Here is a 12,098-nt window from a genome sequence, read left to right on the forward strand (position 1 = left end):
TTTACTCCGCCTTCAGCTCGGCGAGCTGCTGTACGCTCAGGTCACCGGGCAATCCACCCCAGGCCTGGCGCAGGTAGTTGACCATATCCGCCACCTGCTGGTCATCGAGCTTGTCGGCAAAGCCCGGCATCGGCTGCATGCGCTCGAAGCCGGTGAACTGCTGTTCACGAATGCCTTCGAGGACCACCTTGACCAGGTTGCGCGAGTCGGCCTGGCGTAGCACCGTGTTTCCGCGCATGGCCACGGCGATGTGCGGCTTGCCCTCGCCGTCCACCCCATGGCAGCCGGCGCAGACGTTCAGGTATTGCTGGCGGCCGCGCCTGGCGCTGTCGCTCATCTGCTCCAGTGCCACCGCCTGAATGGCCTTGGCCGGCGGTGGCTGGTCGCCCAGCAGGTAGGTGGCCATGGCCGCCAGGTCGGCATCCTCCAGGTGCTGGGTGCTGTGGTGCACCACCGGGAACATTTCGTTGAACATGCTGCCCTGAGCACTGATGCCGTGCTTGAGGAAGGTGGTCAGGTCCGGCTGGGTCCAGCCGCGCTCGGCCAGATCCTGGGCCAGCAGGCTCGGGGCCAGGTAGCCACCCAGCAGGCCGCCGCTCAGGCGCTGGTCTTGCTGCAACGCACCGATCGGGTTGCGCGGGGTATGGCACTCGCCGCAGTGGCCCATGACTTCGACCATGTACTGCCCACGCTGCCAGGCCGGGCTTTTGCCCTCGGTCGGCTGCAACTGCACGCTTTTACCGTACAGCATGTTCCAGCCGCTAAGCCCCTGGCGCACGTTGAACGGAAAGCGCAACGCAGTCTGCGGTGCCGGGCGGTTGATTGGCGGCACGGTCATCAGGTAGGCGAGGATCGCGTCCGAATCTTCGCGCTTGATCAGGTGGTACGAGGTGTACGGCATCGCCGGGTAGAGGTTGGCGCCGTCCTTGCGCTTGCCCTCGGTTACCGCGGCGAAGAATTCGTCAGCGCTGTAGTTGCCGATGCCGTACTGCTTGTCCGGGGTGATGTTGCTGCCGTAAATGGTGCCGAACGGCGAATGGATCGGCAGGCCGCCGGCGTACGGCGCACCGCCTTCAGCGGTGTGGCAGGCCATGCAGTCGGCCGCGCGGGCCAGGTATTCACCGCGCTTGACCTGCGCCTGGTCGGCCGCCTGGGCAAGCGAGGTAACGGCAAGGCCGAGAGCCAGCGCCAGTGCGCTACGAACAAGACCCATGCTCAACCCTCCTTGACCAGGCCGAGGTCGTTGAGCACCGTACGGGTGGCGTCGTAGTAACGCACGTAGCCGGTGCAACGGCAGATGTGGTGGCCCAGGCTCGCCTCGATGCGATCCTCCACCTCGCTCTTCTTCAGCGGCTGGCGCTGGGCGGTTTCCACCAGCACCGTGGCGGCATTGACGAAGCCCGGCGCGCAGTAGCTGCACTGGAAGGCGAACAGGTCGACGAACTTCTGCTGGATCGGGTTCAGCGTGAGGTTGCCGGCCTCGTCCTGTTTGGCATGGCCCTCGATGGTGCGGACCTTCTTGCCCTCGAAGTAATGCGCGCCGGTAATGCAAGTACGCACCTCCTCGCTGGTGCCGTCGGGGTTGTCGACGATCACCACGCAGGCGTGGCAGATGCCCTGGCCGCAGCCCAGGCGCGAGCCGGTGAGGTTCTGGTGTTCGTGCAGGTAGTCGATCATCGCCAGGTCGTCGGGGACCTCGACCGGGCCGACCGGTTGACCATTGAGGGTCAGTTGCAGTGGACGGTTAGCCATTGAGGGCCTCCTTGATACGGGCTGGGGTGATGGGGAGATCGCGAACGCGCTTGCCGATGGCATGCGCGACAGCATTGCCGATGGCCCCCACGACCGGGATCATCACCACCTCGGCAATGCCCTTGGACGGGTCGGTCGGTGACAGCGGCGGTAGGATTTCACTGGTCTGCTGCCAGACCGCCACGTCGCGCGCATGCGGCAGGCGGTAGCGGTTGAAGTTCCAGTCGCCCTCCCCGGGCCCGCCCTCGTACAACGGCATTTCTTCGGTCAAGGCATGGCCGATGCCCATGGCGATACCGCCCTCGAGCTGGCCCTTGACCAATTCCGGCACCAGCACCCGGCCGCACTCGACCCAGCTGTGATGGTTGAGTACCTGCACTTCGTGAGTGCCCTTGTTCACCTTGACTTCGACAATGGTCGCCACCGGGCTGTAGTAGGTGACCATGGCGTTGTTCAGCTGAGTGTCGGGGTAGGCGGCGTTCTGCCGGTCGAGCAGGTGGTAGCCGTGGCTGCTCATCTGCGCCTTCTTGGCGCTCACCGCGCCATCGCCGTATTTGACTGCCACCGCATCGAGCGGGAAGCGTTCGCGCACGCCATCGATGACGAAGTCGGCCTCGGCCCAGCTCCAGCGGTTGAAGCCGTGCACGCTGACGCCGGTGACCAGGCCCATGTCATGGGCCTTTTGGGCCAGCTGGGCGAACGGGATCGGTGACAGGCCGTTGCCGGTCAGCTCACCGTTGACCCATACCGCATTCTCGCGGCGCACCACCAGCGGGTTGGCCTGGCCGCCGTACGGGCCCTGGCGCCAGATGGCCATGGCCGCCGGCCACAGACCGTGGTTGAACAGCACGCGTGCCGCTTCGCGGGTGGCATGGCTGAAGTAGAAGGCCGAGTTGGTTGCCGACGACGGCGAAGCGAGCTTGCCGACCCAACGCGGGTTGCGCAGCGCGGCGTCCTGCTCGGGCTGGCTGATCAGGTACGGGTTGCCGCTGGTGGTCAGCTGCAGCTCCGGCCATTCGGTGACCGCGGTCTTCACCTCGTCGGCCGAGCGGCCAAGGAAATCGCTGACAACCAGAGCCTGGGAGGTGGACATGCCGGTACCCAGCTCGGTGCCGATGTGGCGCAGGCTGATGCGCCCGTCGCGGCTGAACTCGATGCTGGCCATGGGGGCTTCGGAGCCGGTGCCGAAGTCTTTCTGGCAGATGGCAAAGCCCACGCCATACCAGTGGTCCGGGTCCTTGGCATCCATCTGCTGCTTGCGCGTGTCGCGGTTGCGCCACCAGTCGTGCACGGCGGCCTTGTCGAGAATCTCGTACAGGCGCAGAGCGCCGGCCGGGACCGCGCCCTGGGTGTTCTTCATGCCCGACTTCAGCGCGTTGGCGCGGCGCAGGTCGATGGCATCGACGCCCAGGCGCCCGGCGATCTCATCCACCATCATTTCGGTGGCGGCCATGGTCTGCAGCGTGCCGTAGCCACGCATGGACCCGGCCTCGACGCCACGGGAATGATAGGCAGTGACCGACAGATCATTCTGCGGCATGTAGTAGATCGACTGCGCCGCCGTGGCGCCGACCGCCGCCACCGAGGGGCTGTAGTTGATACGCCCGCCGCCGTCGCAAGTCATGTCGGCGCGGAAGATCTTGAAACTGTTGTCCTTCTTGTCCACCGCCAACTGGTAGCGGATATCGAAGGCATGGCGCTTGATACCGCTCTGAAACTGCTCGTAGCGGTCGTTGGCCAGGCGGATCGGCACACCGGCGCCATACAGCGCGGCCACGGCGGCGTAGAAGACGAAGATGTTGTTGTCTTTCGAGCCGTAGCCCACGGTATAGCCCGGGTGCATGTTCAGCGTGTTCAGGGCGAAGCGCGACGGCTTGATCATGTGCACGCATTCCTGCGCCACTTCGAACGGGCACTGGGTCGCCACCACAAAGTGCAGCGTGCCGCTGGCCGGGTCGTACCAGCCGTTGCCGTTGTCCGGCTCCAGGGCGGCCGGCTCGATGGACGGCGTCTTGTAGCGCTCGTCGAACACCAGCCAGTCCTCGGGCGGGTTGTCCAGCTGCTCGGCCATGCGCTTGGCATGGAACAGGCCCTGCTCGGTCAGGTCGCCATGCTGGTTGGGCTGCTTCGACCACACCGGCTTGCGGTTGAGGATGGTAGGGAAAAGCATGGAATTCTTCAGGCTGGAGAATTCATCGTCGCCGAACGGTGTGGCACCGCCCACGCGCACGAAGCGGAAGCTGCCGTAGGGGTCGCGCTGGTACAGCGGCGCCTGGGCGCCATAGCGGATCGCCTGGTCATTGAACTGCAGCTTGCGCTTGGCCTGACGGAAGCGCTCGAAGTCGTGCCAGATCAGAATCGCCACCGGGTGGCCGATGAACATAGGCACCTTGCCGGGCGGCAGCAGCGGGTCGGGCGAGTGGGCCTCGGGCCAGGCGATGCCGTCCTTTTCCAGGTCGGCAGCGGTGACGATGCGGTCCGGCTGCAGGTCGGCGCCAAGCAGGCTGAGGTCATGGCCGGCATAGATACGATCGGCCTTGGTCGCCTTGAGCAGCAGCGCATGGCCCTGTTGTGCGGGCCAGCCGGGCATGTCCTTGGCGCGGATGTCGCGAGCGAACACCTTGTCGCCGCACACCTTGGACAAGGCATCGTTACGGAAACGTGCCTTGCCATCATGGTTCATCCACTTCTGCGGCGAGGTGGTGACGCGTTCCTCCATCAGCGCGGCGAATGCCTGGCTGCCGAGCGGCGCCATGGTCACGCCGACACCAGCGATCAGGCCGCCTTGCAGGAAGGCGCGCCGGGAAATATCACGGTTGGACATGCTTGATCCTCTGGGCAGCAGGGGTACTGCCCTTTTTTTTGATTCTGGTACTAGCCTGAAAAGCTGACCCATGCGTCAACTTTACAGCAATTGTGTTGGCGCAGGCAAAGTCAAGTCGACAATATGTCGCGACATGCCTGGGATCTGGGGCGGAATTTGCTCTGGGGCTGGTAGGCGTTCGTCTTAGGATTTTCGGCGCTTGGGAGACCGAGCGCCGCCCGCGCGGCGCTTCGCAGCACAAGGCTGCTCCTACATCTGTTTCGGGCCAGTAACGCCTGTGCCAGTGCACGCGACCGCCTTGTTCGTACAACGCGATATCGAGACATGCGCCAAAGCGTTCGCGCACAGACCTCATAGGAATAATTGGCCCGAAACAGATGTAGGAGCAGCCTTGTGCTGCGAAGCGCCGCGCGGGCGGCGCTCGATCTCCCAGGCGCAGACAATCCCACGGCAAACACCTGCAAGCCCTGATGCGCCCCCCCTGACCAAAAACCAGAGTTAACCTTGGGTTAATCGACCCAAGCCAGCATGACCCCTTTCAACGTACTGCCAAGGCGAAGACATGCGCGTCCTCCTGCTCTTCCTGACACTACTGCTGGCCGGCCCATTGCAGGCCAACCCGTTCGATGTCAAACCGGACTTCCTGCCGGTCAACCAGGCCTTCGTGCTTACCCACGACCGCCAGGCCGACGGCCAGATGCGCCTGTTCTTCCAGATCCAGCCTGGCTACTACCTGTATCAGAAACGCCTGAAGTTCGACGGCCTGCCTGCCGAACAGCACCCGCAACTGCCGGCCGCTCTCAACCACCACGACGAGTTCTTCGGCGACAGTGCGGTGTACCGCGACCAGCTCGAACTGCTGCTTCCGGCCGATGCTCAGGGTCAACTGCGACTGGGTTGGCAGGGTTGTGCCGACGCCGGCCTGTGCTACCCGCCGCAAACCACGTTGGTCGATCTGGGTGGCAGTGTGGCGCCGGCGGCCGAACAAGCCAGTGACCAGGCCCTGGCCAGCGACCTGCAAAAAGGCCACCTGGCCTGGAGCCTGCTTGCGTTCTTCGGCCTGGGCCTGTTGCTGGCCTTTACCCCCTGCTCGCTGCCGATGCTGCCGATCCTCGCCGGGCTGGTGCTGGGCAATGGCGCCAGCGCCCGGCGCGGCTGGATACTGGCCGGGGTCTATGTACTGAGCATGGCCCTGGTGTATGCCGCCCTGGGCGTGGTCGCCGCGCTGCTGGGTGCCAGCCTGCAGGCCTGGCTGCAGCAACCCTGGCTGCTGGGCAGCCTGGCGGGGCTGTTCGTGCTGCTGGCCCTGCCGATGTTCGGCGCCTTCGAACTGCAACTGCCCGCCGCCGTGCGTGACCGCCTCGACCGCGCCGGGCAAGGCACCCGTGGCGGCAACCTGTATGGCGCGGCGCTACTCGGCGCGCTGTCCGGCCTGCTGATGGGCCCGTGCATGACCGCGCCGTTGGCCGGCGCGCTGCTGTACATCGCCCAGAGCGGCGACGTGCTGCAGGGGGCGCTGGTGCTGTTCAGCCTCGGCCTGGGCATGGGCGTGCCGCTGCTGTTGCTGGTAACCCTGGGCAACCGCTACCTGCCCCGCCCGGGCGCCTGGATGAACCGGGTCAAGGGCGTGTTCGGCTTCGTGTTCCTGGGCATGGCGCTATACACCTTGCGCAGCCTGCTGCCCGCAGCATTGCTGCTGGCCCTGAGCGGCGCCTTGCTGATTGCCCTGGCCTGGGCTGCCTGGCCGGCCCTGCAGCGGTTGCCGGCGTTGCGCGCCTTGCCACTGCTGGGTGCCCTGTGGGGCGGCCTGCTGCTGGTGGGGGCGGCAGCCGGTGGCGACGACCTCTGGCAGCCGCTGCGCCCGTTCGCCGGTAGCGGCGCTACGCCGGCCACCGACCAGCACACCGAGGACGCCTTCGTCACCGTCAGCCGCCCCGAAGACCTGCAACGCGAACTGGATGCGGCCAAGGCCCGTGGCCAGTGGGTGATGCTCGACTACTATGCCGATTGGTGCGTGTCGTGCAAGGTCATGGAAAAACAGGTGTTCGCCCGCAGCGACGTGCAGGCCGGCCTGGCCGGTGTGCACCTGCTGCGCCTGGACGTGACCGCCGACACCCCAGCCAGCCAGGCCTTGCTGCAGCGCTACCAGGTACCCGGCCCGCCCAGCATCATCTGGGTCGGCCCGGAAGGCGACGAACGCCGCGCGCGGCGCATCACCGGTGAAGTGGATGCGGCCGCCTTCCTGCAACACTGGACCCAGACCAGGAGCCAAGGCTGATGCTGACCGTAACCCTCGGGCCACTGACCATGGCTCTCAACCATCTGCTGATGCTCACCGCCCTGGTGATCGCCAGCATGGTCGGCTGGTGGGTCGCCCGGCGTGGCGGCGAGAGCCCGGAATCGGCACTGTTCAACCTGTTCCTGATCGGCCTGCTGTGCGCACGCGCAGGCTTCGTGCTGGCGTACTGGCCGATGTACCAGGACGACCCGCTGCAGATCATCGATATCCGTGATGGCGGCTTCCTGTTCTGGTCGGGCCTTGCCGGCATCGTGCTCGGCGCCCTGTGGCAGGGCTGGCGCCATCCGGGCCTGCGCCGCCCGCTGGGCTGGGCGCTGTTCAGCGGTGCGCTGTTCTGGGGCCTGGCCAGCCTCGGGGGCCACCTGTACAGCAAGGGCACCGAACTGCCCGATTTAAGCCTGCGCAAGGCCAACGGCCAATCCGTGGCGTTGCACAGCTACCGCGGCAAACCGCTGGTCATCAACATCTGGGCTACCTGGTGCCCACCCTGCCGACGCGAAATGCCGGTGCTGCAACAGGCGCAAAGCGCTTACCCGCACGTGACCTTTCTGTTCGTCAACCAGGGCGAGACCCCGGAAAACGTCAGCACCTTCCTCGCCACCACCGGCCTGAGCCTGACCCACGTGCTGTTCGACGGCACCGGCCTGCTGGCCCAGCGCGTCGGCTCCATGGCCCTGCCCACCACCCTGTTCTACGACGCCGACGGGCGCCTGGTCGGCAGCCATCTGGGCGAGCTGTCCCGGGCCAGCCTGCGCCACGCCCTGGAGCCTTTCGACCGGGCCACCTCGCCCGCCCCTGCCGCACAAGGAAACTGACATGCGACTGACTGCACTGCTGCCCCTGTCCCTGGCTCTGCTAGCTGCCCCCGCCCTGCAGGCCGAAGAGTTGCCCAAGGCGATTGCGCAACTGCAAGCCAAGGGCGCCGTGATCAAAGGCAGCTTCGACGCCCCCAACGGCCTGCGCGGGTATGCCGCCGAGTACCAGAACAACGGCCTGGCGCTGTACCTCACCCCTGACGGCAAGCATGTACTGGTTGGCAGCCTGTTCGACGAACAGGGCAACGACCTCAGTGCCGAGCCGCTGAAAAAGCTGGTGTATGCGCCGATGAGCAAGGAAATCTGGGCGAAGATGGAGAAAACCTCCTGGATCGCTGACGGCAAGGACGATGCACCGCGCAAGGTGTACCTGTTCAGCGACCCCAACTGCCCGTACTGCAACATGTTCTGGGAGCAGGCACGGCCGTGGGTGGAGTCGGGCAAGGTGCAGTTGCGCCATATCATGGTCGGCATCATCCGCGAGGACAGCCCGGGCAAGTCGGCGGCGCTGCTGGCGGCCAAAGACCCGGCCAAGGCACTGCACGAGCATGAAAAAGCAGGCAAGGCCAGCAAGTTGAAGGCACTGGAGCAGGTGCCGGAGGCGGTGCAGCAAAAGCTGGCGGCGAACATGGCGCTGATGGAAGAAATGGGCTTGCAGGCGACCCCGGCGATCTTCTATCAGGATGACCAGGGCAACCTGCAGAGCCAGCAAGGCGCGCCGCGGCCGGAGTTGCTTGGGAAGATTCTCGGCAAGCGCTGATGTGAAATCGCCGGACGCAATTGTCCGAACGTGTTCGGGCCTCTTCGCGGGTAATCCCTCTGCCACAGGCTCATCGATGCAGGCATACCGAAGAAATTCGCGATTATTCCTACAACTGTGGGCCATTCAGTGCTTTACGTATTCCAGCGTTAATGCGACTAATTTCATCATCAGAGTCCGACTCCGATGATGTGTCGCACGAAGGTAATCTCGTTCGCTGAGCCTCCCGGAATTTTCTGCTGGCCTGGATATCACGGATAAGTTGGTCCCTCGCGCCATCAGGACGTGATTGGGGAGGGAGCGTTATATCTGGTCTTTTCACCAAAAGCTCATGGGAGTGGCCAAGGGCCGGGCCGACAGTGCCCTCAAGCGCGGCATCGACTAGTTGTCCAGGATGACCCAGCGAACGCTCGATCTTTTGGAAGGCTGGCCTGGTCATACGGTAAAGGTGTTTATTGGCTCTTGAAAATGCGCCAGCGCTTCTCAGGTCTAGATATCTGACGATTCTGGAGAATATGTCGGGTTCATTTATGGAAGTAATGGAAGTGGCCGATTGCGATATCTGAGCGGAAGGATGTAGCATGCGTTTCATTTGGCCGCTGGGGTCGACGTTATTGACGGGATCGCAACTGCAATAGCTGTACGCATTTATCCCCCCCTTTCCAAACGGGCTCAACCTGTCAGGCGAGATGAATCGCATCATGGCGGGGTTGAATGATCGATAGCCGTTGCCTAGTGCATAGCCGCCCGAAACCAGAGCGAATGCTTCGCCATTGAAGCCAAGTAATGTGAGTGATGACGGTAGTTTCGGGTCATGGCCGTAAGCAGAGTATGCGTGATGCTCCCCTTTGTCAGTTTCCTGCACCGACAGTACCGAGGCCTTTGCGTCTGTCGCGAACAAACCGTATGCCTCACCGCCAGCGACTCGTTGCTCGGCCAAAGGCAGATCAGGCGTGCGAAAAACGGCGCGATGCCGGTCATCATGCTTCAACGTTATGAGCTTATCCCCTTGGTAGAAGACAAACGACCTGCTCGATGAACTGTTCATGATTGAAGCCCCTGATGTCCGGAGTGAATAGAGTACACTGCTACCCACTGTGAGCCCCTTGCAGAGATTGGGGGACTGGTAGAAATAGGTGGTATACCGCGATGGTTTTTTGTCCATCAACCCATCAATGATATATCCCATACGTACCCCATCAACGCGGGGGGCTGGTCACGGGCATCCTAATAAGGAAGGTCGACACTGCATCCCGGCCAGAGTAGCTTGGGAAGATTCTTGGCAAGCGCTGATTACCCGGTTGCCTGTTCCGGCTTGCCGGCGAAAGGGGCGCAAAGCGCCCCCTGCTTTCAATAGCCCTTCGAGCTCCGCCATCAGGTCACTGAACCGGTCAACCTTGTCGTCTTCCAGCGCACTGCCCTGCAGGCCCCGCGAGGCCCTCTGCGTAGCCAGCAGCGAATGCCCGCCCAGTTCGAAGAAGTTGTCGTGCCCCCAACCCACTCGGCCTTGAGCACTTCGGCCCAAAATCCTGCCATTACTTCCTCCGGCTCGTTGCGCGGTATCTGGTAGGCCTGGCTGTGCTCCCACAGGTACTGCGCCAAACCTCGAGAACAACGCCATATCTGTAGGAGCGGCCTTGTGTCGCGAAAGGGCCGCATAGCGGCCCCAGAGTTGCTGCATAAAAGCTGAAATTGCTGGGGCTGCCGTGCAGCCCTTTCGCGACACAAGGCCGCTCCTACAAGGGGCGATGCAGGCCTCACTTGCTCTGGTCACAACCCCTCCAGCTCGTCCTTGAGCACATCGGCCCAGATGCCAGCCAATGGCCAAGCTTACATTTGGCAACACTAAGTTATACCACCTAAAGCGACGAACACTTTTCCGAACCGATCATCGGGAAACAACGCTCGGCGATCAAATATATAACAATCCCACAACAACTTCAGATCCGCCCTACAAAAAACAGAAGTCTTTTTCACCCCCATGATCAGTGAACAGATCGCGATCAGACATACCCTTCAGATAGACCCCACAATACCAACTGCAATTCAAACAACCAGATTACACCCCGCCAACACATCACCTCCATCAAACTTGACGTACATGCAGCGTGAATATAAAACCTTACCCCCTGCATTCGCGAAGACACTAAAGGCGAGAAAAATGAACAAAAAGCCATACCCCATAACGCGAACAAAACAGATCCTCATGATCACCAAGGTGTTGATCCTGGAACACCTGCGAGAACCCACTGCGTTGCTGTGGACAGCGGTGGCGCCTTGCTTGATGTTCATACTACTGAGGCAAAGCCGTTCCCTTGCAGCGTCACCAGACTCTCTCTATATATCCTCTGCTGCGTGGTTCTACGCCTACATCGCTGCAAACGTTGCCTTCTTCGGCCTCGGCTTTTATCTAATCGGGCGACGAGAAAGTGGCTTCGTCCGGTCATTCATTTACCAACGCGAGGCAATTGCACTTTTCCTCATATCGCACGCCGTCAGCTACACATTGGTCAGTGTCGTGTACTCTAGCTTTTTCTACTTCATCTCCAAGCCTCTATACGGTTCCTACTCGCTATCAGAACTCCTGTACCTTACAGCCGCGTTCTATACGAGTTACCTGATATTCTCCTCCATCGGCTTGGCGATCGCAGCGATGCCCATCAAATTCAGCACAGCCGGCACGCTATTTTCGCTTCTTTCATTCCTGATGTTACTTTCCGGCTATTTGGGTACCACACAAGACGAACTGGCCCACTGGTCAACGTTGATCAACCCCTTGCACCTGAGCACAAGAATAATTACCGGAGAGATACCACTCACCATTAGTTTTCTGACAGCTTTTGCCATTTCAACAGCGGGACTCTATGCAACAGGAAAGCTATTCAGAATCCACCCCATATGGAGCCGCTATTAAAATGCACCTTCTCACCATCAAAAACCTGGACTTCTCATACAACAGCAGCCCTCTTTTACAAAACATCACGTTACAGTTGAAAAAAGGAGAGGCCGTAGGCGTACTGGGCAGTAACGGAGCAGGAAAGACCACGCTTTTCGACCTGATCTGCAACATCAGAAAACCAAGCAACGGCACAATCATAAATTCATCCAGACAGCAGGCTTATCTGACTCAAGTACTGACACCACCGCCCTTGCTCAGGATGAGCGAAGTCTACCAACTGATTACACATTTAAACTCCAGATCAGCACCGGATCACTGCGAGGTGCTTTCACGCCTCTCTGAATGGTCACCTTCCCTGTCGAAACGGTATGCTGAAATCTACAAGAAAAAGGCATCTACTTGCAGCTATGGCGAAGTCCGGAGTTTTGTCACACTGACGCTACTGCTAATGGGCAGTGACCTGATCATCCTCGACGAGCCGACTGCGGGGGTAGACCCAGAATTCAGACACCACATATGGCTAGGTATAAAAAACGCGTGCAAAAACGGGGCTAGTGTTTTGATTTCATCTCACTATACCGAGGAAATTGCCACAAACTGCCATCGTTTCTACATGCTCGCTCATCAACACCTCGAGCCATTTGAGAATGCTCATGAGTTTCTCGCTCGCTACCATGCGAACTCTTATGATGAAGCATTCATCAATGCGTCGATGTCGTTGGAAGAAATCGGGGCCGTATCATGACGGC

At 61.5% G+C, this 12,098-nt stretch carries 9 protein-coding genes and 1 pseudogene; 5 read left to right on the forward strand and 5 right to left on the reverse strand.

Annotated features, from left to right (window positions below; genetic code table 11):
• Position 1: 1 nt before the first annotated feature.
• The 3 genes from AC2T3R_RS18125 to AC2T3R_RS18135 are packed head-to-tail and all read right to left on the reverse strand — an operon-like array spanning position 2 to position 4,576.
• Positions 2 to 1,213 (reverse strand): cytochrome c, encoded by a 1,212-nt coding sequence (locus AC2T3R_RS18125; protein WP_486744064.1) that lies wholly within the window; start codon positions 1,211 to 1,213, stop codon positions 2 to 4.
• 2 nt (positions 1,214 to 1,215) lie between these two features.
• Positions 1,216 to 1,752, reverse strand: coding sequence for a (2Fe-2S)-binding protein (locus AC2T3R_RS18130; protein WP_013973477.1), 537 nt, complete (start codon positions 1,750 to 1,752; stop codon positions 1,216 to 1,218).
• Positions 1,745 to 4,576 carry a xanthine dehydrogenase family protein molybdopterin-binding subunit gene (locus tag AC2T3R_RS18135; RefSeq protein ID WP_486744065.1) on the reverse strand — a complete coding sequence of 944 codons (2,832 nt, stop codon included), beginning with the start codon at positions 4,574 to 4,576 and terminating at the stop codon, positions 1,745 to 1,747. Before AC2T3R_RS18135 ends, AC2T3R_RS18130 begins: the two co-directional genes overlap by 8 nt.
• Before the next feature lie 562 nt (positions 4,577 to 5,138).
• On the opposite strand from AC2T3R_RS18135, the gene dsbD reads away from it, so the two are divergent.
• Genes dsbD through dsbG form a run of 3 tightly spaced genes read left to right on the forward strand, consistent with a single transcriptional unit; the run spans position 5,139 to position 8,450 of the window.
• Positions 5,139 to 6,854 carry a protein-disulfide reductase DsbD gene (gene dsbD, locus AC2T3R_RS18140; protein ID WP_486744066.1) on the forward strand — a complete coding sequence of 572 codons (1,716 nt, stop codon included), beginning with the start codon at positions 5,139 to 5,141 and terminating at the stop codon, positions 6,852 to 6,854.
• Entirely contained in the window at positions 6,854 to 7,690 is an 837-nt protein-coding gene (locus AC2T3R_RS18145; RefSeq protein WP_486744067.1) for a TlpA family protein disulfide reductase, read from the forward strand. Before dsbD ends, AC2T3R_RS18145 begins: the two co-directional genes overlap by 1 nt.
• Before the next feature lies 1 nt (position 7,691).
• Entirely contained in the window at positions 7,692 to 8,450 is a 759-nt protein-coding gene (gene dsbG, locus AC2T3R_RS18150) for a thiol:disulfide interchange protein DsbG (protein WP_486744068.1), read from the forward strand.
• Between the two features lie 109 nt (positions 8,451 to 8,559).
• Here the strand turns inward: dsbG and AC2T3R_RS18155 are convergent, their stop codons facing one another.
• Both AC2T3R_RS18155 and AC2T3R_RS18160 read right to left on the reverse strand, forming a co-directional pair.
• Positions 8,560 to 9,498, reverse strand: a complete 939-nt coding sequence (locus AC2T3R_RS18155; protein ID WP_486744069.1) for an RHS repeat-associated core domain-containing protein — start codon at positions 9,496 to 9,498, stop codon at positions 8,560 to 8,562.
• A gap of 168 nt (positions 9,499 to 9,666) precedes the next feature.
• Positions 9,667 to 10,028: pseudogene (locus tag AC2T3R_RS18160) on the reverse strand (phosphopantetheine-binding protein); the annotation flags it as partial.
• Between the two features lie 583 nt (positions 10,029 to 10,611).
• Between AC2T3R_RS18160 and AC2T3R_RS18165 the strand changes: the two are divergent.
• Positions 10,612 to 11,364, forward strand: a complete 753-nt coding sequence (locus tag AC2T3R_RS18165; protein WP_486744070.1) for a hypothetical protein — start codon at positions 10,612 to 10,614, stop codon at positions 11,362 to 11,364.
• Position 11,365: 1 nt separating this feature from the next.
• Positions 11,366 to 12,094 (forward strand): ATP-binding cassette domain-containing protein, encoded by a 729-nt coding sequence (locus tag AC2T3R_RS18170; protein WP_486744071.1) that lies wholly within the window; start codon positions 11,366 to 11,368, stop codon positions 12,092 to 12,094.
• The last annotated feature ends 4 nt before the right edge of the window (positions 12,095 to 12,098 follow it).

Source organism: Pseudomonas sp. PVC-5-1, from assembly GCF_057444345.1.